The sequence below is a fragment of the Xenorhabdus griffiniae genome (genome assembly GCF_037265215.1).
Taxonomy (GTDB): domain Bacteria; phylum Pseudomonadota; class Gammaproteobacteria; order Enterobacterales; family Enterobacteriaceae; genus Xenorhabdus; species Xenorhabdus griffiniae.
Genome location: NZ_CP147737.1, coordinates 2,288,889 through 2,314,897 on the forward strand (window position 1 = coordinate 2,288,889; position 26,009 = coordinate 2,314,897).

General features: G+C 38.1%; 21 protein-coding genes. 14 read left to right on the plus strand and 7 right to left on the minus strand.

Annotation, left to right across the window (positions count from 1 at the left end; all coding sequences use genetic code 11):
* Nucleotides 1–118 precede the first annotated feature (118 nt).
* The 3 genes from WDV75_RS09885 (at nucleotide 119) to WDV75_RS09895 (ending at nucleotide 3,429) form a co-directional block, all read left to right on the plus strand.
* On the plus strand, nucleotides 119–1,210 hold the full coding sequence (locus WDV75_RS09885; RefSeq protein WP_273557684.1) for an amidinotransferase: 1,092 nt from the start codon (nucleotides 119–121) through the stop codon (nucleotides 1,208–1,210).
* Nucleotides 1,211–1,442: 232 nt separating this feature from the next.
* Nucleotides 1,443–2,402: a fatty acid desaturase family protein gene (locus tag WDV75_RS09890; RefSeq protein ID WP_273557683.1), complete on the plus strand. Its 960-nt coding sequence runs from the start codon at nucleotides 1,443–1,445 to the stop codon at nucleotides 2,400–2,402.
* 172 nt (nucleotides 2,403–2,574) lie between these two features.
* Nucleotides 2,575–3,429: a hypothetical protein gene (locus WDV75_RS09895; protein WP_273557682.1), complete on the plus strand. Its 855-nt coding sequence runs from the start codon at nucleotides 2,575–2,577 to the stop codon at nucleotides 3,427–3,429.
* 145 nt (nucleotides 3,430–3,574) lie between these two features.
* On the opposite strand, the gene uspE is transcribed toward WDV75_RS09895, so the two are convergent.
* Together uspE and WDV75_RS09905 are read right to left on the minus strand one after the other, a co-directional pair.
* A complete protein-coding gene (gene uspE, locus WDV75_RS09900) occupies nucleotides 3,575–4,519 on the minus strand; it encodes a universal stress protein UspE (RefSeq protein ID WP_273557681.1) in 945 nt (314 codons plus the stop codon).
* A 216-nt stretch (nucleotides 4,520–4,735) separates the two neighbouring features.
* On the minus strand, nucleotides 4,736–5,491 hold the full coding sequence (locus tag WDV75_RS09905) for an FNR family transcription factor (RefSeq protein WP_273557679.1): 756 nt from the start codon (nucleotides 5,489–5,491) through the stop codon (nucleotides 4,736–4,738).
* A 265-nt stretch (nucleotides 5,492–5,756) separates the two neighbouring features.
* On the opposite strand from WDV75_RS09905, the gene WDV75_RS09910 reads away from it, so the two are divergent.
* The 5 genes from WDV75_RS09910 to WDV75_RS09930 all read left to right on the plus strand — a co-directional run bounded on the left by WDV75_RS09910 (nucleotide 5,757) and on the right by WDV75_RS09930 (nucleotide 12,564).
* The gene (locus WDV75_RS09910) at nucleotides 5,757–6,644 is read left to right on the plus strand and encodes a dimethyl sulfoxide reductase anchor subunit family protein (RefSeq protein WP_273557678.1); all 888 of its coding nucleotides are present in this window, start codon (nucleotides 5,757–5,759) and stop codon (nucleotides 6,642–6,644) included.
* A gap of 640 nt (nucleotides 6,645–7,284) precedes the next feature.
* Nucleotides 7,285–9,228 carry a pyridoxal phosphate-dependent decarboxylase family protein gene (locus tag WDV75_RS09915; protein ID WP_273557677.1) on the plus strand — a complete coding sequence of 648 codons (1,944 nt, stop codon included), beginning with the start codon at nucleotides 7,285–7,287 and terminating at the stop codon, nucleotides 9,226–9,228.
* A gap of 593 nt (nucleotides 9,229–9,821) precedes the next feature.
* A complete protein-coding gene (locus WDV75_RS09920) occupies nucleotides 9,822–10,667 on the plus strand; it encodes a TauD/TfdA dioxygenase family protein (protein WP_273557676.1) in 846 nt (281 codons plus the stop codon).
* A 1-nt stretch (nucleotide 10,668) separates the two neighbouring features.
* Nucleotides 10,669–11,667: a hypothetical protein gene (locus WDV75_RS09925; RefSeq protein WP_273557675.1), complete on the plus strand. Its 999-nt coding sequence runs from the start codon at nucleotides 10,669–10,671 to the stop codon at nucleotides 11,665–11,667.
* A gap of 12 nt (nucleotides 11,668–11,679) precedes the next feature.
* Complete coding sequence (locus tag WDV75_RS09930; RefSeq protein ID WP_273557674.1) at nucleotides 11,680–12,564, plus strand: radical SAM protein; 885 nt, start codon at nucleotides 11,680–11,682, stop codon at nucleotides 12,562–12,564.
* A 71-nt stretch (nucleotides 12,565–12,635) separates the two neighbouring features.
* Here WDV75_RS09930 and WDV75_RS09935 read toward each other — a convergent pair whose 3' ends face one another.
* Nucleotides 12,636–12,884, minus strand: coding sequence for a hypothetical protein (locus tag WDV75_RS09935; protein WP_273557673.1), 249 nt, complete (start codon nucleotides 12,882–12,884; stop codon nucleotides 12,636–12,638).
* Nucleotides 12,885–13,154: 270 nt separating this feature from the next.
* Here WDV75_RS09935 and WDV75_RS09940 point away from each other — a divergent pair, with 270 nt between their 5' ends.
* The 3 genes from WDV75_RS09940 to WDV75_RS09945 all read left to right on the plus strand — a co-directional run bounded on the left by WDV75_RS09940 (nucleotide 13,155) and on the right by WDV75_RS09945 (nucleotide 15,403).
* Nucleotides 13,155–13,601 (plus strand): hypothetical protein, encoded by a 447-nt coding sequence (locus WDV75_RS09940; RefSeq protein ID WP_273557672.1) that lies wholly within the window; start codon nucleotides 13,155–13,157, stop codon nucleotides 13,599–13,601.
* A gap of 267 nt (nucleotides 13,602–13,868) precedes the next feature.
* Nucleotides 13,869–14,132, plus strand: coding sequence for a DUF1240 domain-containing protein (locus tag WDV75_RS22115; protein WP_422399059.1), 264 nt, complete (start codon nucleotides 13,869–13,871; stop codon nucleotides 14,130–14,132).
* 449 nt (nucleotides 14,133–14,581) lie between these two features.
* A complete protein-coding gene (locus WDV75_RS09945) occupies nucleotides 14,582–15,403 on the plus strand; it encodes an intradiol ring-cleavage dioxygenase (protein ID WP_273557671.1) in 822 nt (273 codons plus the stop codon).
* Between the two features lie 102 nt (nucleotides 15,404–15,505).
* Here WDV75_RS09945 and WDV75_RS09950 read toward each other — a convergent pair whose 3' ends face one another.
* Complete coding sequence (locus WDV75_RS09950; protein ID WP_273557670.1) at nucleotides 15,506–16,678, minus strand: MFS transporter; 1,173 nt, start codon at nucleotides 16,676–16,678, stop codon at nucleotides 15,506–15,508.
* A 172-nt stretch (nucleotides 16,679–16,850) separates the two neighbouring features.
* On the opposite strand from WDV75_RS09950, the gene WDV75_RS09955 reads away from it, so the two are divergent.
* A complete protein-coding gene (locus WDV75_RS09955) occupies nucleotides 16,851–17,597 on the plus strand; it encodes a class I SAM-dependent methyltransferase (protein WP_273557669.1) in 747 nt (248 codons plus the stop codon).
* A gap of 154 nt (nucleotides 17,598–17,751) precedes the next feature.
* Here the strand turns inward: WDV75_RS09955 and WDV75_RS09960 are convergent, their stop codons facing one another.
* The 3 genes from WDV75_RS09960 to WDV75_RS09970 all read right to left on the minus strand — a co-directional run bounded on the left by WDV75_RS09960 (nucleotide 17,752) and on the right by WDV75_RS09970 (nucleotide 23,803).
* Nucleotides 17,752–19,236 carry a trypsin-like serine peptidase gene (locus tag WDV75_RS09960; protein WP_273557668.1) on the minus strand — a complete coding sequence of 495 codons (1,485 nt, stop codon included), beginning with the start codon at nucleotides 19,234–19,236 and terminating at the stop codon, nucleotides 17,752–17,754.
* A gap of 178 nt (nucleotides 19,237–19,414) precedes the next feature.
* Nucleotides 19,415–22,507 (minus strand): autotransporter domain-containing protein, encoded by a 3,093-nt coding sequence (locus tag WDV75_RS09965; protein WP_273557667.1) that lies wholly within the window; start codon nucleotides 22,505–22,507, stop codon nucleotides 19,415–19,417.
* 513 nt (nucleotides 22,508–23,020) lie between these two features.
* Nucleotides 23,021–23,803, minus strand: a complete 783-nt coding sequence (locus WDV75_RS09970) for a helix-turn-helix transcriptional regulator (protein ID WP_189758383.1) — start codon at nucleotides 23,801–23,803, stop codon at nucleotides 23,021–23,023.
* Between the two features lie 105 nt (nucleotides 23,804–23,908).
* On the opposite strand from WDV75_RS09970, the gene WDV75_RS09975 reads away from it, so the two are divergent.
* A complete protein-coding gene (locus WDV75_RS09975; protein WP_273557666.1) occupies nucleotides 23,909–25,303 on the plus strand; it encodes an MFS transporter in 1,395 nt (464 codons plus the stop codon).
* Nucleotides 25,304–25,326: 23 nt separating this feature from the next.
* Nucleotides 25,327–25,764 (plus strand): N-acetyltransferase, encoded by a 438-nt coding sequence (locus WDV75_RS09980; protein ID WP_273557665.1) that lies wholly within the window; start codon nucleotides 25,327–25,329, stop codon nucleotides 25,762–25,764.
* The last annotated feature ends 245 nt before the right edge of the window (nucleotides 25,765–26,009 follow it).

Below are 26,009 nucleotides of genomic sequence, written 5' to 3' on the forward strand. Positions count from 1 at the left end.
GTTTCAGGTTTACAATAATAAAATAACCAAGGATCACCGGAGTTGCTAATTTTTAAAATCTGATTAATCTCAACAGGCGGGAATAATGAATAACATTGAATAAAAAATGGGAGGCAACATGAAAAAATCATCTCATTTAGAATCACCTAAGTCACCCGTTAATGCATTTACTGAATGGGATCCACTTGAAGAAGTGATTGTTGGTATTGTCGATGGTGCCAGGTTTCCTGCATGGCATATGGCACTGGAACCTGTATTACCAGATGATCAAGTCATTAATTTCCAAAGGAATGCGGGACGTTCTTTTCCTAAAGAACGTATTGAAGCAGCGTCGAGAGAGTTAGAAGAATTTGTGCATATTCTTGCAAGTGAAGGCGTCAAAGTTCGTCGCCCTGACGCTCAAGATCAATCACAAATATTTGGTGCACCAGGATGGGCAAGTACAGGATTATATTGTGCCATGCCCAGGGATATACTTTTTGTTATTGGTGATAATATTATCGAATGCCCGTTGGCATGGCGCTCTCGTTATTTTGAAACGTCAGCCTATAAGTCTTTACTGAAAGAATATTTTAAGGCTGGCGCTAAATGGAGCGCCGCGCCTAAACCGCAATTGACTGATGAACAATATAATTTTAATTGGGAGAAAGAAAGTATAGAACAACAGAAAGTTGTTCTTGCAGTAACAGAGTTTGAACCCACTTTTGACGCGGCTGATTTTTATCGTTGTGGCAGAGATATCATTGCTCAGAAAAGTCATGTAACAAATGATTTTGGCATTGAATGGTTAAGAAGACATATTGGAGATGAATATCGTATACATGTTTTTGAATTTGATGATCCAAACCCAATGCATATTGACGCCACTTTTGTTCCTATTGCGCCAGGGAAGTTACTGATTAACCCTGAAAAGGTATCGAAAATTCCAAAGTTATTTAAAGGCTGGGATGTATTACATGCACCAAAACCGATTATTCCAGATTCTCATCCTTTATATATGACCAGTAAATGGATTAATATGAATATCTTAATGCTGGATGAAAATAGAGTAATTGTAGAAAAACAAGATGAGCCCATGATAGCCGCCATGAAGCGTTGGGGATTCACGCCTATCCCATGTAATTTTAGGAATTTCAACAGCTTTGGCGGTTCTTTCCATTGTGCAACATTAGATGTCAGACGCCGAGGCAGCTTGCAATCTTATTTTTAATAATCAATAAAAGTCTAATAAAAAATCATTAACAGTGAATATCTGGAAAGTTAGTTATCATATTTCACATACTATACCAATTCCACTTCAAGTTGCAGATTGCAAATCAATGTAGTTGTTTATATCTCCCCGCTACACGGGGGAGATATAAGACGCACCTTGAAAGGCGATTGGTATAAAAACATTAACTTCAAATTATATTCACTGTTGAAATTTTAACAATGAGGTAAATATGAAGATATGGAAATATTCCACTAAAGATTCCATCATGTTTATTTTTAGCTTGTTAAATATCATTATAAGTATAATGATGGCATCATATTGGCATGATTTTTCAATTTCAAATTGGCTATTTAATATAGCTATTCTCTCATTTCTAGCCACATACAATATTATAGTCATTTCACATTTCTTTAGTCATACTCCATGGTTTATATCGCCAACTATGAATGGTTTCGTTTCTATGCTCAACTCTATCAATATAGGGCAATCAATCCAAGCTTATCAATTTACACATGTCAGAAACCATCATAAATATCATAATGATAACGGCAATCCTATTAAGGATAGTTCGTCAACCTTTTTGGGTGGTAAAGATGGGAAACATAATACATTATTGAATTATGCTATCTTAGGCGGACTCAATACCCTTTATAAAATGATCCCTCACATGTTATGGGCAGTATTTTTATGGGGGAAACCTTTCAGCCAATATGATCATGGTTTTGAAAAATTAATTTCAAAAATTGAGGTTAATAAGAAGAAAGAACTTATCCAATTACGTTTGGATCGGCTTGCTATGTTTGTTGGACTCGTTTTTTTCTTTATCTTATCTTGGCAATGGACATTACTCTGTTATTTACCATCGTTATTAGTTGCTTTTATTCTGGTGAATGTTCAAAACTATTATGAACATTATGGTGCAAATCCAGAAAATCAATTTTCCAATTCAGTCAGTTATTACGGAAAACTGTACAATTTATTAACTTTTAATGATGGTTACCACCAAGAACACCATATTTCAGGTAACACACACTGGAGTCTTCTGCCTAAATTGCGGGAAAGATATGCTTCTAAGTTTAAAGAGCAGGAGAGAATAGTAAGTCCCGTGCCTGCAATTGTAGGTTTTTTGCATAACAAACGGAAAATGTTACATAAAGATCAAGAGATAAAAATAAGAACCCCAAAATAAATTAAACGAAATATGATTTAGAGAGAAATCAGGTTTCATATCGTGTTGTCAATGGCAACTTGAAGTTTAATGCGTATAAATAGCGTTTCAAAATGATAGGAGTATTCCTTACCCCGCGCGGCGCGCGGGGTAAGGAACATGAAAACCTATTTAATATATTGAAGGAATAATCATGATGCAAAAAAAATTATCGCTCACAGGAGTGAAGCTAGAAGAATCAGAATTTGTTATACATGAAACTGAAGGCCGCATAGAAAAAAGTGCTGTTGATACTCTGCTAGATGGTCATCTTGCCGCATACCGAATCCGTCATTTTTTACCGTGGGAACAACGAAAAAAAATCATTGATAATTTTTGGCGTTCTACAGCCAGAAAACCCCGATATGGTGACGGGATAGATGGCGTAGAGGGATATTTCCTTGGGGCTTCTCACATAGAAAAAACAACGCCTGAGTATTTCAACGAGGTTGAATATTTTCGGCCAGCCATTTCTCAACTCTTTCAGGGGACGGTTAATCCTTTGACACATTTTATAGCGCAATTAAATGGTTCACAGTCAAAGGTGCGGCCAGCCATGTATCAAGGAGCGCCTGCTGGTGATGCCAAAGCTGTCTATTGGAATAATTCAGGAGAATTTTTGTTATTACCCCATGATGATTTAGCCCAACTAAGCGATCCTCGACAAAATGACTTTGAGATTCAGAGTGTCAAGCGAGTCATGGCAGTCAATTTTTATGCGGAAGTTCCACAAGGGGGAGGACAATTAAAAGTGTGGAATATTGCCCCTGATATGGAATCTCGTTCTGCTCTTGGACTCACCCATAGTGGTTTTCCTTATCCTACAGATCGACTCAAAGAACATGAGAGTATGATCATTGATATTGCTCCAGGGGATTTAATCCTACTAAATGGCAACTTGATACATGCTGTGTTAACTGGAAATGCCAATCAATTGCAGGAAAAACGGCTACTCATTACATGCTTTATGGGACGTCACAAAGATGGTGATCTCATTTGGTGGACATAATTTCTGAAAAATATGACGATATGACATGAGACTATCCGATGAAATTCGGGCAATCTATACCAATCGCCTTTCAAGATGCGTCTTATATCTCCCCGCGACGCGGGGAGATATAAACAATCGGCAAAGTTGGATTGGTATAAGCACATCACTCTACATCGATCTTGATTGGGCAAACAAAACCATCAGGCTTTATAGCCAGCAAATCACATCTTAGGCGATCGATGACATGTTCGGCGGTATTGCCAAGAAACGCAGCTGATAACCCAGTTCGACCAAGAATACCTAAAACAACCACACCCGCATTGAGTTCATCGCATATTTCAGGGATGACTTTTTCCGGTATACCTTCATGAACGTGAGTTTGCTGTTCATCAATATAGAATTTCTGCCTCAACTCTTTCATGGCGATCAGATGTTGGCCACGCAACGCCTGGTTATACACATTAGGATCAAAGTCAGGTAATTCAGTGGCAATATTTAAAGGCGCAACTGGATAAGCACTAACAAGATGGATCAGAGGGTCTTTCACAATTCGATTGGCAAGCTCTTGTGTTTCACGCACCAATTTCAGATTCAATTCATTATGGTAAGGTTCTTCATTGGATAAATTGACAGCAACAACCGCAGAACCATTTTCTGGCCATATTTGATCTTTTACCATCCAGACTGGGCAGGGGCATTTACGTAACAGATGCCAGTCAAGTGGGGTAAAAATCATCGATTCCAATCGGGAATGTTGATGTGCCATTTTCAATAATAAGTCGTGATTTCCGGTAATAACTTCTTGAATGATGGCTTCATAAGGGCGATTATGCCAAACCACTTTGATTTCAATATTGATGCCTGATTCAAGGTAGTAATGAGCTTGCTGTTTTATCCAAGCGATTCGTTGGCCTATGACACCTTTTCGCATCGCATTTCTTTCTTCTGGAGAAAGTAAGGTGGTCATTTCGTATGAAAAGTCATAAATAGGTAAAAATGCTTTAATCTGCCCACCACTGCGTTGCACGATATAGACTGCGCGTCTTAATGCGGGCTGATCATCCTGATTAGGGTCAATTGCAACCAAGAGGTTTTGGTAGTTTGCCATATTGAGTTCCTCACAGAGTCTGAATGCCTCTTTCGTACAGAAGATAAATATATACGCAAGCTGCAATTTACAACACGATATGAAACCTGATATCTCCCCGCTTCTCGGGGAAATATCACACGCATCTTGAAGTTAGATTGGTATAAACAACTATAACAGGATAAGAGTCAGCCAGATCAGCAAAATATAGTGATCTGGCCTAAAATTTAACTAACGTTAGGACGCATTAGCAGGAGACTTGCCAACCAACTCTGTCAATTTATTCATATCTTCGATTGCAATATACTTACCTTTGACAGCTAAAATTCCACTTTTCTGGAAGCGGCCAAGCAGACGGCTAATTGTTTCAACAGTCAGGCCCAAGTAATTACCAATGTCGCCGCGTGTCATGGTAAGGCGGAATTCACGAGGTGAAAAGCCGCGCTGTGAAAAGCGGCGTGACAGGTTGTAAATAAAAGCAGCTAATCTCTCTTCTGCGTTCTTTTTGGAAAGCAGCAAGATCATCTCCTGGTCACCTTTGATTTCTCCACTCATCAAACGCATCATTTGCTGACGGAGATTAGGCATTTTTCCAGAAAGGTCATCCAGCGTTTCAAATGGGATTTCACAGACCATTGACGTTTCCAAAGCCTGGGCAAAGCTTGGATGCTCAGTATTAATGATGGCGTCAAATCCGACTAAATCACCAGCAAGGTGGAAACCTGTAATTTGTTCATCACCTTCTTCAGTAATCGTATAGCTTTTGATGGTCCCAGAGCGGATGGCGTAGAGTGATTTAAGTGCATCACCGGCCTTAAATAACGTTTGTCCTTTCTGGATAGGTTTCTTACGCTCAATGATGTTATCAAGCTGATCAAGTTCGTGCTCATTTAAGGTGAAAGGAATGCAAAGCTGGCTAATGCTACAATCCTGACAGTGGATTGCACAACCACCAGATTGAATCCGACGAATAATACGTTTTTCCGGGATCATAGGGAATGCTCATTAGAAGTGATTGATATGTGTAAACTTAACACATTTAGGTTGCTCTGATAAGAGCAAGATACTGCCATCAATCGCGGTATTTATCATCACGAGTAGAAAAAATAAAATTTTTTTGTATTAACGTTGAACTTGCGTAAAATTTTAGCCATTCAATATAATATCTCAATCAAACTGAAATTGAGTGAATAATATATGGATGTAATACGCATCGATGATGTTATTTGGTTACATATAGATGGAATAGGGTTATGACATGAGTGAATGGTTATTAATTGCATTTACGATGATAGTACAGAGCTCGGTGGGGCTTGTATTGATGAGCGGGCTTTATACTTACTGGATTAAGCATGAGTTAAACACCTGGCAACATTCAGTGACCATGTTTGTGCAAAAAATATTACTAAGAACATTAATAGTCAGCAGTGCATTGGCAGGGATAGGGTTGGCTGCTTCTTTGAACATCATAGAATACCCATTTAGTGTTTATCACACATTGCAGAACATAATACATGAATGGGTAAACATAGAAACAATTTTTGCTGTTATCTATTTCGCTTTGCTGGTCTTATACACACTTTTTTTTATGATCACAAAACGCGCGCATGTTTATATTATTCTAGTAATTGGGGTTATTGGTTTAATTGATCTTTATTATATGGCAATTATTTATGTTAATAGCGCCATGATTACTTGGGCAAATATTAATACCTATTTTTTATTTTATAGTGCAGTATTTACGTTAGGGCCTGCATTGGCACTGTCACTTATTTCCTATCCATTAGGAAAATATCTTAGCGGAATATTGCCTATCAAATTAGTGATGGCTGCTTTGCTGGTTGTTTTCATTAGCGTCACCATGCGATTGGTTGAACAACCTGCTTATATGGAGTGGCTATCGGAAATCACAATCGTTAATGATAATGTTATTTTTCCACATCGAGCTGAATTCAATATCAACAGCGCCTTTGGATTAAGAATGATTTCATGGTGTTTGTATATTATTGCCATGGTCATCTGGACTTACTCTCTCTGGAGAACAAGAGTTAACCAATTTATTAATAACAACTATCCTATTCTCATCGGTGCAACCATCATGTTTTTCGCTGAAGTGATCAATCAATATACATTTTTTATTATGTGAAACGTATATACCAATCTAACTTCAAGATGCATGTGATTTTTCCCCGCTTTGCGGGGAGAAATTACGTTTCATATAGACTTAAAGTTTAATGCGTATAGTAGATAATTCATACTGTTCCAGCTAATTATCCTGACACTCTTCTCTCGACATAACGCAAGCTGTGACAACGTCACGGTTCACGTTATACTTGAAAGTAACTTACTTTATAATTTCAATGGATATATTTTCATTGTAATACTATGGGGTATTATTTTCATTTTTTTGTGGTAGCGCACAAAATTAAAGTTAATTATTAACTTATTATTAATATTCTAAGGATTATGTTTTATATCTATACCAACCTAACTTCTCCCCGCGTCGCGGGGAGAAGTTAGGTTTCATATCGTGCTGTAAATTGCAACATGAAGTTTAATGCGTATCTATAAAATAGATTTATTCGGCATAATATTGCAGAATGATTTTTATGCAATTGTAGTGATCGAAAATCAAACAATTATTTTCAGTGCGTTATTGTGGGGGTTTTATCACCTCCGCAAGACATTTGCCGTTAAAGCAGAAAATAAAAACAAATCTATTAATAATTTTATAAATATTTAATTTAAGACAAGACAAAAAGAATCAATTAAAAGGTTACATGATCATGACTAAACCATTTCATCCTAATTTAAATGTAGATGCATTGTTTTTGGGACCAAAATCAGAAAACGCTGTTTTTTTTAGAGAGATGATGGATTATGCAGTGAGCGAACATTTACATTGGCGTTCAGGTTTTCATCCCGAAGATTCAACTTTAGTCACATCCGTTGCTCGCTATGAGCATAACTATAGAGAAACGCTTTATCGTACAGAAGGGATCTTAAATCAGCTGTCAGCAAAACTGAAAAACACGTCTATTCCTTTCTTTTCTCCTCGTTACCTTGGTCATATCAGTAGTGATACCTTAATGGTTTCTAATCTTGCCTACGTTATGGCCATGATGTATAACCCAAATAACTGTAGTTATGAAGCATCCCCGACAACAACAGAACTAGAGCTTGAATCAGGATTAGATCTCTGCCGCATGTTTGGCTATGACCCACAGAAATCCTGGGGGCATATTACTTCTGGTGGCACAGTTGCTAATTATGAAGGTCTATGGGTAGCCAGGAATTTAAAAACATTGCCTTTTGCTATATCTCAGCATCCTAAAGCAAAAGATCTCATCGAACATAAAACATCCCGGCAATTGAAAAATATGCCAACCGCTGAACTTTTGGATCTTATTACCGCACTACAAGAACGTGGGCTGTTTGAAGAAATTCGCGATATGACATGCCGTGGTATGGGAGTGAAAGGGGAAGTTCTAGGCAAATTACTGGTTCCACAATCCAAACACTATTCTTGGATGAAAGCCGCCGATATTTTTGGTATTGGTCAAGAAAACATTATTCCATTACCTGTAAATGATAACTATCAAACTGACATTGCTCAAATGCGGAAAATCACCTTGGAATTAATTGAACAAGGTGAACCCATTCTGGCAATGATTGCCGTAGTGGGCACAACTGAAGTAGGAGCGATTGATCGGATTGATGAAATCATTGCATTGAGGAAAGAGTGTGAGGAACGTTATGGCGAATCATTCTACATTCACGTTGATGCTGCTTATGCAGGATATGCGTGTTCCATGCTCCTGAATGAGCAGGGTGAATTTGTAGAATATGATGAGTTGGCCAGTTACCACCGTTCGGTGGGGATCATGCCGGAAAATATCAGTTGGCCAAAACCGGAAGTTTACCAAAGCTTCAAGGCATTGAAAGAAGTCGACTCGATTACTGTCGATCCGCATAAAGTTGGTTTCATTCAATATGCAGCGGGTGCTGTCTGCATGAAAGACAAGCGCATTCTCGAATTGATCTCTTCACATGCAGCCTATGTGTTTGAAGACCACGATGAAAAAACAAATAGCGTCAGTCGGGGAATTCTTGGTTCATCCATCATGGAAGGTTCAAAATCGGGAGCAACAGCTGCGGCACTTTGGGCTGCTCATCGTCTGTTACCTTTGAATATTAATGGATATGGTAAAATAATTGCGGCGGGTATCGTCACAGCACAAAGATTGTTGAATAAATTGGCGAACTTACCGCCAATAGAAATCGGTAAACATCAATTTGAAGTACATATCTTTCCATCCCCTGATTTCCATATGATCAACTTTACGTTCAAAGAAATTGGCAGCGAAAGCCTGAGCAATCATAATGCGCTTAACAAGCGTCTATACGAGCTTTGCTCATACTCCACAGGACGTGCTTATGCCAATGATTTTCTCACCTCCTCAACCATATTAGATTATAAAGAATATGGTGATACGCCGTGGCATTATGCAGAGAAATGTGGTTTTAGCCGTAATGAATGGGAAAAAGTACGCAATATCTATGTACTACGCGCAGCGGTAATGACTTATTGCTTACGCAATGAAGAGCACTTTGAAGAGTTTTGGCAGCAACTTCAAGCTATCTTTGTGAAGAAATTGAACCAGATTGTTGATGAAGAAGAGAAAAAATATCGGTTAAAATTAGAACTAGACATACCATTTATTGGTTAATAAATATCAATCTAAATCTAAATGTTTATACCAACCTAACTTCAAAATGCGTGTGATTTCTCCCCGCAAGCGGGGAGAAATCAAGTTTCAGATTCAGAAATTGCAACTTGCAGTTTATCGAGTATAACTAATTGAAAAACTGCCTATTAATTAAAAAAGAGCTTAGATAAAGATAAGCTCTTTTTTATTTCAAAAACCCACAATAAATACGTAACCAATTGAAAAATAAAACAATACATAAAAACAACAATCTATCAACATAATAATGTGATTGTTATCACAAAATAAAGATATTCTCAATGCGAACTGAAGTTATTGATGTTTAAATCATAAATCATCGCGATTATTTTTATCCTAAATAAAAGCATAATATTTATTAATTAAAAAATAGAAATTAAATATAAATTCACGCCTTCTATTATTTAAAGGTGATTTTATTACACATAAAATAAATTAACCAAACCATGAAAGAATAAAGATTAATGTGATTAAAGAAAATTAAATTAAAGTTTAAAGCTTTTTATCATTTTTATATTGATTTATTAGAAAATATAGAATCACCAATAATCTTTAACTAAAGAAGGAATTAATATATGTCGATTACAATCGAGCCTGTCAAGGGAAATTTTGGTGCTTATATAACCTGCCAAAGTCTTTCAGAGCTATCATCAGAAGAATATAAAAAAATAAAGGTATACTTATCAGAATACGCTTTATTGATTTTCAAAAACCAAAAGATGGATGATGAGGCACTAGTGAATTTTGCACAGCATATAGGAAGCGGAAGACTCGAAGAACCAGCCAGAAAAATTTCATTATCAGACAATCGAAAATACATCGCTTATTTGACAAATATTCGTGATAGTCATGGTGAACAATTAGGTTTTGCCGGAAATGATACCGATTTTTGGCATTCTGATCAGGAGTTTAGGATTAATCCCGCCTCCGTTAGCATCTTATATGGTGAAGTTGTGCAGTTTAGTGGTGGCAATACATCCTTTGCTTCAACAGCGGTAAACCACCTTGGTTTAACCCATGATGAAATATCGATGATGAATGATTTGTATTCCACCCGCCAGCCAGCAGCTTCACATGACAATGTGCCTCATATTACCGTTGCTCATCCGGTCATGCTCGAAAATATACAAACGAAACGACGGTTTGTTTATGTTAGTGAAAATACTATCGCATTTTTTCTCGATAAGAAAATATTACCAAACTCAGACATACTCAAAAACGCCATTTTAGATAAGATCTTGTCACCAAAAAATATTTATTCCCATCAATGGGAAGAAGGCGATTTGTTGCTATATGACAATAGCCAACTTTTACATCGCCGCGAATGTTTTACCGGAAATAGATTTATCAAAGGATTGAAAATATATCCTGATACATCCTACCAACCGGAAATACCTGGTTGGACTGTTGGGGGAATTTGATATGAACCTATCAAGAGAAAAAGAGAAATCCATTACTCAATTGATTAGAGATAGTAATAAAAAATATATTCATGGGCGTAATCTTAGTCCTGCCGAACCTATGTTAATCAGGGCAGGAATAGCGGGTGATTTGCCATTTAATAGCTTAACCACAGATGTCGTAACTGGTTGTTTACCTGAAAGTATGGCTTGTTATGGTATGTGTTTTTCCGCTATCTCTAGTTGGGAAAATGGGATCGACTTTGGTAAACGTATCGATAATCACTTGGATGAAGATATTTTTTCCGGCGATCTACAAGCATTACCTGATTCACAAAAATACGTCAGATGCGGGTGGAATAGTGATCCTTCATGGAATTGGGCCGTATCTACGCGAATGGCTGAATTGGCACGAGAAACTGGGATCTTAATGATTTTCATCACCAAATTCTTTAAAAAGATGACTGATGATATTGCGCAGCGTTTAATCACGGTAAAGGCTGAGATGAGAGTTTCGGTTAGTGCATTAGATACCAATGAGCAATTAAAGAAACGGCTCGCTTTTATTGAGTATTATCGCAACGCAGGAGGGATCGTGATCCCCATTGTGTTAACAACATTTTTTAAAGATATTGGATTGATGGAACGACAACAAAATATTGTCGATTGGATGGTTATTCATGACTATCCGGCAGCCGAAAACAGCCTGCGATTCCCTAACAATGCTAAAATTTCTGAAATTGTTGATCCTGATATGGTTAAGCCATTGGATAAAGGCGACGAATTTTGGAGTGGTCGGCTATACCCTGATCAGCTCGTATTTCCTACCACAACCACTGTTCCAGAAAATTATCAAGGGATTAATAGTGGTTATCTTTCCGAACTGGATATGGATGAAATCCATCAATTATTCCTCGATCCCGTTAAAACACATCAAGAAGTCATGCAATCTAACTTGCCGTTGTCCAGTCCAAAAATGTGCGGAGTCTCTGATATGCATCGCCGTGCCCAAGAATATTGAGAAGGTGTAAAAATGAAAATCAGCGAAATAGTAGAGTCAGAAAATGGCTCCAAGAAATATTTGCTATCAGCAAGTGACTCAGATTTAAGAAAAAGCGTTGAATCGACTTTCTTTATGCATACAGATCAACATTTGCCTTATCTCTGCATATCCAGCCAATACGGTTGTGCGGTTGGTTGCGTGTTTTGTGAAACAGGCAGGCAACAACCATTGGGAAATATGACAACAGAACAAATAGTACAGCAAGTCTTGTTATGTCATGAACATTTATTGCATTCAGGAGCATTGGGTGACAGCCAAAGGCTTAATACGATATTGTTTGCAGGAATGGGTGAGCCAATGTTGAATCTGAAAGAGATCAGCGGGGCAATAACTGAGTTCAAAAAACAAACATTAGCAAATAGGGTTACCCTGACAACAGTGGGTATTCGCCACGCTGGAGATAAAATTTATGAGCTTCCGCTTGATATGATTTCCATTTCTCTTCATGCCACCACAGACGAACAGCGTGACATGCTCATTCCATCAAAAGCAAAATTTGGTATCAAAGACCTTCTTGACCATTTTTCAACATATCATCACCATACAGGTGTACCTGTTATCGTCAATTATCTGATGATAGAGGGAATCAATGATTCCCAAGAGGATTTGGCACGGTTAAAAGATCTGGTGGATAAAGACACATTCATTATCAAGTTAAAGTACTTGAATGAAGTAAGTGATATCAATGGCATAACATTGAATCCTTCAGAAAATATGCCGTTTTTTGCCCGATCACTTACCGAAGCCGGTTTTCGGTGTATATCAGATAAAAGTGATGGAACAGAAATTTGGGGAGGTTGTGGACAATTAAAATCTCAAGTCAGGGATATTCGCAGTAAGTATCGAATTATGTAATATGTCACTATTACGTCATCATTTGGCTCGTGCGATGGATGCTCCACAAGACATCCATCGCAGATATTTTTTTATTTTATTCCCATCCATACAGTCCAAAAATCTTTCTCAACGATATCCGTATCATTACCCAGCGATTTTTCAATATGCTTGATTAGATAAGCTATCTCTTCATCACTTAATTCATGCAATATAGAGCGCCCTTTACGCGCCTGAAACTCTACGGCTAATTGTGAAAAATTTTTATAGACAGTCTTCTTTTCCAGAAGAGAAAATGCCTTAACTTGTTTAAAACCAATGGATTGTAAGCCATCAATCACTTCAATACCTAATAATGGTACAAGATATGACCGAGATTATTGCCTTATATCCCGACAAGGAAATTTGATCCACTTCCCAATAATTCAGGAAATTTAAAGAAAAAATAGTTGAGTCCGATAAGATATGAGACAAAATGTCAATAAATTATCAGGTTATGTAGTTTTGGAGGTGTCAAATGGGCAGAAGCATTTCAGATGAGTTTATGGATGGACAGTTAGTATTTGATAATGGAAGATTAAAACCTCTTAGCCATATGAAAGCGTAAAGTTTTGGTATTAAAGCTAAAGAATATAAAGGGAGAGGAGGAGCTAAACATAGGAAGTGGTTCAAAAAGCCTAGTAAATGGTATAGTTACTGGAGTTAAGGTTAGTATAGTTTTCTCTCTTGCTTATAGAACTATCGAATTTATGACAAAAGATGAATATGCGCTTGCCGATTTTCTGGGTAATATAACAGTTGATGCGGCCAAGACATTGGTTACTGTGTTAGCTATTGCCGCTGTTGGTGAAATAGCGTCTGGGTATTTTTTAGCAGCGGGGGTGAGTGTAATAGGGCTTTCTGTTGGATTGTTTTTTATTGGTGTTGGTATAGCGGCACTTTTATATTATCTTGATAATGAATTAGGGATAACAAATAGCGTTATTGAAGCAATTAAAGAAGTAGATAAAAAATACCAGGTGATCATTATGAGATTAATCGCCAAGCCATGGGCGTAAGTACGCCAGTTATTTGGCCTTGGAATTAAATATGGAAATGTGTTTTTATTTTATGATTATTAAATGAGAGAGCCTTATGTCAAATAAAATTGAAAACAAAAACGAGAAACCGGTAATTTTTTCTTTATGGCGTAGGATTTTTTACATATCAATATTGATGCTGATTATGTTATCAATGTGTTCGGTAGTTTTTTTTCATGGCGTGATTTCATTTCATTAATTAATTAATTAATTAATTTAAATGATAGAGTTTATTTTTCTTGGAGGGTGTTTTTTATTTCCTTTGGATTTCCAATAAGTATTCATATGTTGTATTCTCTTATGATTGCTTGTTTCTTAGATAAACCTCGACCATATCAAGGTCGTATGGTTAATTTCTTAGTGTGGTTATTTTTCTTGGCGTTTATTTTTAGTATTCCTGTGTCTTTATATGTTGATAATAAATTGAAACATTTTGGTTATGTAACGTGTAGCAAAAAATCTTTAATTGCACCAAATGAATATGTTAGAAATATAAATTTATGTCACTAAGCATATATTAAATATATGCTTAGTTTTTACTATGACTTTAGCCAGTTTAAGTAGCGTCATCTGCTTAAATCATAACCACCCGCATAGCGGGTGATTATGATTTATTTAGTACATTCTGTCTTCCCATATACTATAGGCAGATGTACCTGCTGTTACATGATTCCATGAGACTCAGATGCGCCTTACTGATATTTGTCGTCATTATCATTTAATATCAATATGATACATAATTTAACTCTATTAAAAAAAGAGGAAATTATTTATATTTATACGCATTAAACTTCAAGTTGCCATTTTCAACACGATATGAAATCTGATATCTCCCCGCTGCGCAGAGGGACGTCACACGCATCTTGAAGTTAGATTGGTATAGATATCGTCTTACTATCTGAATCTATCGCTTACCGATTTACCAGGTAATAATTAAATGGCATATAAGGAGCCACCTTATGAAAAATGAAAGAAGACTTTTCCTGAAACAGGCGAGTATTACTGGTGCAGTATTTTCATTATTACCGCTGGTTCCAACAGCAGCTTTTGCCTCTTCACATAATCAATCAAAGAAAGAGAATGGTATTGATATAGGCGTTTGCGAGATGACACCAGAGGAAATGTCAGGTCCATATTTTATAAATAACAAATTGCTAAGAAGGAATATAACAGAAGATGAACCAGGGATCCCTCTGTTATTGACAATGAAAGTCATTGATTCGGTAACCTGTAAGCCGCTGAATGATATCCTTATTGATATATGGCATTGCAATGCAATGGGAAAGTATTCAGGTTGGAAATACATAAACCCAGACCTTGAGGCTCCATCCGATCATATAGGAACGATTTCGAGAACTGATGAAAGCACATTTCTTCGTGGAGCACAAAGGACAGACAAAGAAGGCATCGTCAGATTCACCACCATTTTCCCCGGTTTTTATGCTGGAAGAGCGATACATATTCATTTATCAGCAAGGAATGCGAATGTACAAAAAAGACAGGAAGATAAATTCTATTTTGTCGGCCAACTATATTTCCCTGAGGATATCTCTAAAGAAGTGATGAGTAATGATATGTATTCTCCAAGGGAGGTCAATAGACTTAAAAATGAAGATGATTCCATCTTTTCTGGAGTTAAAAATAGGGCTGCTATTTTGACAATAAATAAAATAGGCGATAATCCTTTGGATGGATTACACGGAAAGATAGTTTTATCTATTAATAAAGACAATGTATCTAAGAAAATAACACCTAACGACTTAGCTAAATACACTGTATAAGAAAATCTCCCATAACCGGAGTTTGAAATAGTGGTTATATATTATTACTCCGGTGAAACAGGGCTAAAGAAGAGGTAAAGTTCAAAGGCGCAGTTAGTGGCCTCAACTAAGTGACGTTGTCACCAATAAATCTTTCAGTGTTAGCACAATTGCCACGATAAAACCGCTTCCCAGTATCATCACCGTTACCACAGTGCCGTATTGTGACAACAGCATAGTCGCTATTGGAAGTAAAAACAGAATGGTTAGATTATTCAAACTCTCTGAGATAGCCAATATTTTCCCTTTATCCTGTTTTGCCCGCTTTGCCAGAAGCGAAGTGCTTATCGGCGCAGCAAGGCCGAGTGTACATCCCCATAACATCAGACAAGCCAAACTAAAAAGTAAAGACAGGGGCAATAACATAAATGCAGAACTGGTGATGAAAAGTAAAATTATTGCTAACAAAAGCACACATTCATCTCTGATATTCAGGTGCTTCACGATACTTACAGATAAGTTACCCAACCCAAGCCCGATCCCAAATACAGAAACAGAAATACCAACAGCTCCTGTTCCCATCGCGTAATGATGTCTTAAAACCTCTCCGGTTAATATAAAAGCAGATACTGCTGTACCGTTCCAAAATCCTTTCGCAATAAGGGGGCGTATTAGGTTGCTTTGCCATCCAAATTGAAACTTCACTGTTTGGTGAACTGTTTTCAGAATATTAATCTGGTTTGGAATGTATTTTTTACTTAAAAAATAGAGCAAAAGGCATCCTGCTACACTCACTAAAAATGGTACTTGCCAGTAAAATAATTCTGTCAAAACACCGGCAACAATAGGACCTCCCGCAATTCCTGCTGTCATACCAAGCATAACAATGCCCATTGCCGATGCCTGTTTATGAGATGGAAAAAGTTCTGCGACCAGCGCAAATATGGTCGGAATTAAAGCGGCAGAAGCAATGCCACCCAAAATACGTAACCCCATTGCAATCTCCAAGTTGGGAGCTATCGTTAATGCTAATCCATCAAGGAACAGAAACAGCAAAGATATCCGCAATAATTTGTGTCGATTGATCCGATCAGATAACCAACCGAAAATTGGTGCTGCAAGTGCGTAGGCGAGGGCATAACCAGATACCAGCCAAGTGACCTTGTCTATTGTTGTCCTGAATGCATCAGCCAAGGGATTGAGCATAGGTGATAACATGAATTCCATCGCACCAATGAAAAATAAAATAAGTGAAAATATCAGTAGTATCGTAGATAAAACAGCACGTGGCGGCATATTTAAGTCTCCTTAGATATATACCAATCGCTTTTCAAGATGCGTTTTATATCTCCCCGCTTCGCGGGGAGATATAAACAAGACATTGATTTGTAAGCTACAATTTGAAGTAAGAAAAATAAAGGGGGAATCAGTACGATGATATTAAGTAAGATACTAAGGATTATTAAATATGGCAATTGATCGACTCTACCAAGACAGTCACTTAGCTCAATTTTATGATTTCGATAACGAATTGGTATCAGGTTATGACTATTATGTCGGACTTGCTAAAGATGCACATGCTATTTTAGATCTGGGTTGTGGCACTGGAACGCTCACGAATAAAATTGCCTTCACTTATCCCGATAAAGTGGTATTTGGTTGTGATATTGCCAGCGCCATGTTGGATATCGCGAAATCAAAATCAGCAGGATCACGAGTTACTTGGATACAATCTGATGCTAAACAGTTGGCGTTATTTCAGAAATTCGACTTAATCATTTTATCCGGCCACGTTTTTCAAGTGTTCTTAACCCATCAAGATCGCGTTACCGTGCTTAAACGGATTTATGAACACTTGGCAGAAGGGGGACAATGTATCTTTGACAGCCGTAATCCTTTAGCAAAAGAGTGGTTGACTTGGACAAAAGCTGATTCTAAACGTGAGTTTATTCATCCAACATTTGGCTCTGTCTTGGCATGGAATGATTTTCGAGTTCACAATACGACGATTACTTACGGCACTTACTATCAAATTCTAAACAACAAGCAGGAATACCAGGCATTTTCAGCAATTACATTTGCCAGTTTTGCTGAGATCCAGCAAGCACTAGCTGACGCGAATTTAATTGCGACAAATGTATTCGGTAACTGGCAAGGAGAAACTTATCATGATCAGTCAGAAGAAATGATTTTTATCGTACGAAAGAATAAATGAGACTATACGCATTAAACTTCAGGTTGCAATTTCTGATCCTGAAACTTGATTTCTTCCCGCTTCGCGGGAAAAAATCACACGCATCTTAAAGTTAGATTGGTATATAAAGGAAAACCCACTGCTAGCTTTTGCCAACAGTGAGTTTATTTACATTTTACTTAGTAGTCGTTGCTTCAATATCAAGGACATTAATCGGGCCAGCATTTCCTGCCATATCTTCACCATATGCGCAAACACGCCATGGTGCTTCAGATTTTGCCAACATTGTTAGCCTCCAGGGATAGCTATAACCTGTTTTATCGTCACAATTTGTTGTTGCTTTAGGTCCATATTTAATTTGTACACTTGAGATGTCATACGGACGAGTGTGAGCGGTTATACGCCAAACATCCCCATAATCATCCTTATTTAACGCGGGCTTAATTGATGGAGGAGTATTATCAATTTCTCGCAACATGACAGAAGCATCTTTTGTCTTTTGCCATTGGCCATCATTATTCTGGTGAATAACACAGAGTTTATAGATGCCTTCTTTATTAGGAAGTAGCATGTTTTGCAGCGGGCTTTGGCTTGCAGGAATAGAAACACTGTATCCTGCTTCAGCAGAGCAATCGACATCACTGATTAATCCTGTTTTATATCGAATATTCTTAACGTTAGCATTTTCCTTGATAACAATGTCCCATTTTGCTTTCTTGCCGTCCACAGGATTAACGCTCTGAGTTATCCAGCGTGACCAAAGAGGACTTCTTTCCAGAATATTACCGCGGTTATTTTCCAGTTTAGATAGATCTAATTTGCTATCCTTTGTCAACGCATTGGCAATACTATCGACAGGGATAAAATAGCTGGCGCCTTCTGTTGGAAGGCCTTTATTGTTTTCGATAGTACAAGGTCTGCCAAGTCCACAGCCGGTCATTCCTGGTGTTACTGTTGTATTTAGCACACCAATCACGTCTGTTTTGTCTTTTTCAAAAACAGGGGAACCAGACGTTCCACCAGCGACACCATCACAATTTACGGAGAAAACTGGAGTCCAAATCCATGGTGAGCCGCCTTCATATAAAACGGGTGATTTTCCGGTGATATTACACTCAGATTTTCTGAGATAAGCGTAATTGTAATCAACGTTATCGACAGGAATATGAGTCAACACAATAGGTTGATGTTTCATATTAAGGTTTTTTTTCAACTTCAAAGGATGATAGCCTTTTTTTGCTAAATCACCATAAGTTGCATCCAATTGTAATACCGCAATATCTTCGTATTTCATCGTTGAATATAAAATACGGTTGACTTTTATTGGTGATAGCGTCTCTTTTTTATCAATGAAATAATCCGGGGTATATCGCCAAAATTCAGGCGCCAGTTGATCAACAATGACATCATTTGTGCCTACATTGCTATCTACACAATGTCCTGCGGTAAGTATCAATGCTGGAGTATCCTTATTCGGTGTATTTTCACCAGAAATCAGGGTTGCAGTACAGTGTGAGATTCCATTTAATTTACCAACAGTTCTAAATTTTTCAGCGCCAGGATCGGTTGATTTCATCAACGGAGCACCATTATTACTTGCTGCTAAAGAACCTGTTGAAACAGAAAATAAACTGATTAATAGGATTTTACGATAAGCCACAATTTTCCTCCTTTGGATTGGTTTAATGACTTAAATTCATTATCTACTTTAATCATTACCCAGTACTACCAAGGTGGCTTGTGCCAAAACGGATACAAAAACCTAAAAATCTTACGAGATAAAAAACTCACTGCCAACCATTGCCAGCAGTGAGTTTCTGTTATCAAAAATTGATTAACTAGAACTTCCAATTGGCATTCAGGAATACACCATTATCCTTATGGCTGCCTGATAAAACACCATTATACCCCAGTGATAGTTTAGTATTTTTATTAATTTCCAATTCCGTGCCTGCCTTAACTACAGCAGCATCACGTGCGGCTGCAACACTATTGACAGTAAACGTGGCATCGCTATTGTTAAAACTTAATTTAGTACCCCGATCTACATTGCCAAACTGATGTTGCCAACCCAATTCACCATATGCCCCTACAGTGATGTCATTTTCAGTCTGCCATTTTTGATCGACACGTAAACCTAATGTAGAGAAGGTGGCATTTTTCGATTGTTTCTTGCCGTTCAATGCAGCAGCACCGCCATGTTCATTGATACCTTCATTACGGAAATTAACATAAGACAGGTTGGCGAATGGTTCCAGGTTCAGCCAGGAAGTATTTATTCCGTAAGCGGCTTCTGTAAACAGTTGACCAGTTTGAGCACCATATTTCGCTTTCAGGTTGTCGGATTGACGGCCAAAAGCCACCGAACGTTTGGTATCAAAACGATGCCAACTGTAAGTAGCGCCGGCACGTAATGCCAAAGCATCAATCTGTTTACTACCGTATAGCGCCAAATGGAAATTGTTACTGCGGGCTGAAGTGTTATATCCACCATTCAAAGAAGAGCGGGTATATCCGGTAGCGACACCAAGCCGCCAATCATCACCTAACTCTTTATCTGCCCCTAATAACACGCCATAGTTGGATACACGATAACCGTTGACTTCACTGTTACCATTAGCACGTTGCCAGTTACCTATGATTTGTCCCCAGGCACCATTTCTATCAACTTTGATATCCTGTTCAATGCTTCCACCATTAGCCTGACGCAAACGGGTATTCAGCGTATCGCGCAGATGGTGGCTATTATTGATTTGTGCCGCAGCAATATCAGCATGGATCTGGCCGGAAGAGAGTTGCTGGAATGCCTGACTGGCTTGCGCTGCTGTATCAAACATCAAGATACTCTCATAAACCGGATGTCCCAAACTTAGCTTATCAGCAGCATCAGCCACAGCACGTTCATTAGCGGTCATTCCTAAACTGGCAAATGTGGTGGAATTACGTTTTATATCCAACATTACCTGATTAGGGCGAGAACTAGATTGAGTATGAGGTTGGTAACTAAGCTCAGTACCAATAAACAGATAGTTTGGCACTACGGTAGTAAATTGGCCGTTGATACCCCGATTTGCTTGCAGAATATTATATTGTTGCCCAAGCAAACTACGGACTTCTTGCTTCGATAACAGGTTACTACTATTTTCCAGAGTGACTTGTACTTCACCGCCTTTCAGCGTAACCAAGCCATTACTGATAATGCGATCACTATACCCTTGGCTATTTGGTGCAACTTTTACCCGATAACGTGAACCTGCTTGAAAGGTCACATCATGAGTAACGTTCAGCGTGCCGCTAGAACTGACGGAGTCAGAACTTAAGTTGCCTGGGGCAATACTGGCTCCAGCGTTGGCCATGATTGAACCGACAGTACCATTCCCGCCAAGAATGGCATTATCTTGCACAGTAACATCCGAAGTTATGGAACCACTAACCAATAAGTGACCTTGTTCGACCAACGTTGGGCCTTTATAGGTACTATTTTTACCGGCCAGTTCAAGTATACCGTTACCAATTTTCGTCAATCCACCATGACCGGAGATATCATTGGCCCAACTGTCATAAGCACATTCAATACTATTACAGACCCGTTCTACAGTAGTACCTTTCTCAACGATGCCACCAATACCTGGAATATTGGCGATAAACTGAGTTTCAGAATAAGAACCTGGAATATAGTATTTCTTCGGAATATCCTTTTCAGTGATGAACATCTTAGGACCATCAATAGCATCTTTCAGGTTCAGCATTCCCCAACCATACATATCATCCAAACCAGGTTTACCTAAATCGGTTGCTGTGGTTTTAAGGACATCTGCGATTTGTCCGGCAGTCATATAAGGGAAGCGTTGCATCAAGACGGCAGCGGCGCCAGCCACATGTGGTGATGCCATTGATGTCCCTGTGTAGGCATCATAGGTGGGATCAATCGTCAACTCACCATTTTCGAAAGCATCTTCGTCGATCTCTCCGTTAACTTTAGAAACGAATTCCCCCGTACTACTGTAAATTTTTGTACCTGGTGCCGACAAACAGTAACTGGCTGTATAACCACAACTCGTTGATGAAACGTTAATTTCGTTTTCCCTGGTCAGATTGGCAACGCTGAGGTAATTTTTCAAGGTATCAGGGAAGAAATAGGGCATACCCGCATGTAACCAGGTGATGTTATAGTTATTTGCATTCCCCGCAGCAAAAACAACTAATTTTCCATGACGCGCTGCACGCAATAGGCCCGCGGTTCTCGTTGTATAGTCATCGAGTTCTGGAATTGGGGAGCGGCTTAACCGATCCAAATCATCCTTAATCGGTGTGACATAGTTAATAAGCTCTTGCAACGTCACTTTGTCATACTTGATCGTACCGTTTTCCCATCGTTTTGGCCGGCCATATTCATCGGTTTCATAAGAAGGGCGCACACCCCAACTGTTATTGATGACACGTGCATTGCTTTGGATCAGGGCTTCTGTGCGGTTATAGGGAGTCTGTAAATATTTCCCTGTAATCAAACCTGCATCAAATGCTACACCATGCATTTCCTTGCCATCCCGATTTGCTGCAATGATCCCAGAAACATGGTTACCGTGAGCCCCAAAACTGATAATCCCAGTGTAGAGGTTTTCATCGTAATTCCAGGGGTCATCTGGGCTTAGAATTTTCAGCTTGCCTGCAAATTCAGGATGGTTGGTAACGGCTTCATCCAATACACCAACATTAATGCCTTTTCCCGTGTAACCACGAGCATAGGCATAATGAGCACCAATAGCAGCTAACCCCCACTGATGATTAAATTCATCTGATAACCAACTATCTGGTGAGTTTTTTTTACCCTGTTCCTGATATTCAGTCGCCATTGAAGCACTGACAGGTAATAATCCCCAAAATAATGTCATCCACAAAAATATCGGTCGTGCCGAATTGTTTTTTTTCATAAAAGAGGTTCCATTTTCCAAAAAAGTGGCAATTTTCAATTCGCTATTTGGTACATCGCTCATTGAAAAGTCTTTATTAATAAAACCAATTATTGAACTTAAATAAGTAGGCCATGGTGGGATCGATCTATATTTTTAGAACAGCTATAGAACAATGCAGACCATATTATTTTCTGCTCACAAGGTGCTATAGCATAATAATTAAACCCAAAATGCAAGAATAATAATTAACTTTTTTATAACCATTTTATAACAATGGAGAGATCATATAAATAACACACTTTTGTTTAACATCCCGTTTAAGTGGCATGATTCTGGCATGATTTGAATTAATTACATATCAATTGTTATTTATATGTTATTTTTTGTGGTGCTTTATTAAATGTTAATATAAACATTATTATTAGAGGTTTTTTTGTGATTCAAGATGCGTTTTATATCTCCACTCTTCACGGGGAGATATAAAAAATTACATTGATTTTCAAGTTGTAACTTGAAATTGGATTGGGTATATTATCTTTTTACATAAACAATCAAACGCAAATGCCTTTCTAAATCAGTGACCATTGATGTGTAATCGAAAATAGTTTCCTGTCCATTCACATTTAATTCCCGTATTCCATTACAAGGTTCATAGATTTCATGTCGATGCCACATTTCACAAAAGTCAGGTGATATCTTAATCAATTTATTCACAATTTCTTGAATATAACTGTCTTTAGCGGCAAGAGCATAATCACGTCTAAAGCTAGCAAGTAAACGATAAGCATCTCGTTCCCAATGACACAAGAGTTCACGATAATACTCATTGGTAAATAATAACCACAAAAAATTACGTTGTTCTCCTGCAAATTGACTGAAACGAAAGCATTCATCTGCTGGTTGATTAAAAGCTAAAACATCCCAATGCAAGTTCAGCACATAAGTTAAATGAGGCGATAAATCATCCATAATCTTTTTGATCAATGGAGAAACAACACACTGGGTTTGTCCCGTTTCAACAGGCTCGCGCATGTGTGCCAGTAGGTATAAATGCCTGCGTTCAGCGGTAGTCAGTTTTAATATTTTGGCGAGATTGTCTAAAAAAACAACGGATACGCCAATTTCCCGACCCTGTTCAAGCCATGTATACCAGGTCAAGCCAACACCCGCCAAAGCAGCTATTTCTTCGCGCCTTAATCCAGGAGTACGACGACGTCCAATATGGGGCAATCCAACGGATTCAGGGCTGATACTTTCTCTCTTGGTGCGTAAAAAGTTGGCTAACTCAGTACGGGATCTTTTCATTTTTGTCATTTATTTCAACCCATTACTTTTAGTAATAGTAAAAATGGTTAAATTGTAACAGGCTAATGGGGTGATTAAAATCTGTTTATCTCAAACATGGTGAGGATTTTTATCATGACTAAAAGGGACTATTTAGCCTTGTCGGTTTTGTTATCAGCTGGATTTGTGACTATTTTTGATCTTTTTGTTGTCAACGTTGCTATCGCCAATATTCAATTACACTTACAAGCCAGTTTGTTCCAAATTACACTGATTATCGTAACCTATGAAATTGGGTTTGGTTTGTTACTGATTACAGGAGGACGCTTAGGGGATCTATTTGGACGGAGGCGATTGTTTCAGTTAGGTATGCTCGCTTTTACTTTAACATCATTGCTTTGCGGTTTTGCACCTACAGCAACTTTTTTGGTTTTTGCCCGGTTTTTACAAGGATTATCAGCAGCTCTGCTATTTCCGCAAGTTTATGCCAGTATCCGTGTCAGATTTGACGAAGAAAATAGCCGTCGGGCATTTGGTTTATTAGGGATGACCTTAGGCTTAGCTGCCATTGCAGGTCAAACGCTGGGAGGATGGATGATTTTCGCCAATTTATTGGATTTACAATGGCGCTCAATTTTCTTAGTTAATGTTCCAATCGGTTTATTAGCTTTAATTTTCTCAGGTTATCTCAACGAGAGCATCGCTCAAGAAAAAACGGAATTAGATTTAACTGGGGTGGTACTTTCCAGTATTGGTATTTCTGCTTTGTTGCTACCACTTTTGGTTGGGCCAACATTGAATTGGCCAATGTGGTGCTGGGTATCTCTCTTTTTAGCCAGCCTGACACTGCTGCAATTTTTCCATCATGAAAAATGTTATGTTGCTAAAGGAAAAACACCATTATTCAATTTTGATTTATTGAAAATAAAGCCCTTTAGTTTAGGTTGTTTATTGGTTCTATTTATCTATTCCACCTCCAGTTCATTTTTCCTTGTTTTCGCCTTACTTTTACAAAATGGTTTGGGTTTCAATCCATTCGATGCTGGATTGATTTTTGCTCCAGCAAGCATAGGATTTGTTTTGTCTTCACTTAATGCCCCTTATTGGGTGAAACGTTTTGGCAGCAAAGCTATCATTGCCGGAAGCTTACTTTATATGCTTTCTTTCATTACTTTGATTGTTGCCATTAGCACATTATCACCAGCCAATTCACCCATATTTGTGATAGTGCCAATTCTAATACTCCTTGGATATGGTCAAGGTTTTGTCATGACACCATTGCTTAATATTGTTTTGGCTTTTGTGAACGTGAGATTCGCAGGTATGGCATCAGGGGTGATTGCAACTTTGCAACAAATTGGAGCCGCTTTTGGTGTGGCCGTGGTTAGCATATTAGTTCAATGGCACTTTAATGAAATAGAGACATTGCTTTTTGTTACATACCAAAAGGCCTTTGTTCACAGTATGCTTTACAATGTTATGGCTGCTTTTATTGCATTTTACTTCTTGAAAAGATTACATCGAAAGTAGAGTAAATCACGAGGATATCAAAAGTGATCAGACCATTTACAAAAGCAGATATGGATGCGGTGCTATCTATTTGGTTGGAAGCTTCTATCAAAGCTCACAATTTTGTGGCAGCTGAATTTTGGCAATCACAACGAGAAAACATGAGAAGCATCTATATTCCGGCTTCAGAAGTTTATGTCTATGTACAAGGTGCTAACGTTGTTGGCTTTTATGCGCTTCACGAAAATAGTTTGGCTGCGATTTTTGTATCACCCGATAAACAAGGGCAGGGAATTGGCAAGGCATTAGTGAGTGATGCCAAAAATAGAAGGACTGAACTCACGTTATCTGTTTATCAGCAAAATCAGGCAAGTTATGAGTTTTACTTATCACAAGGTTTTTATGTTGTCAGCGAAGAAGTCGATGAACACACTGGATGCCAAGAGTATTTTATGTGCTTAGATACCGGTATCATAATCTAAGGGTTTGGTTGAGTTGCGTGATGCACGTTAACCAAAGGATTCTTTTCAATCAAATTGAGCGCAAAAGTATCAACCTGTGTTTCTTTATTAAACAAAAATGCCAAAAATACGATGCCCTGTATTTTTATACAGTACAACTAATAATGAGTAACTTTCTCGATGAAACTACTCAATAGAAACAAAGAAGGGAAATGCTCTCGGCTCCACTAGTGGAGCCGAGGTTTATGTATAAAGAAGTGGATATT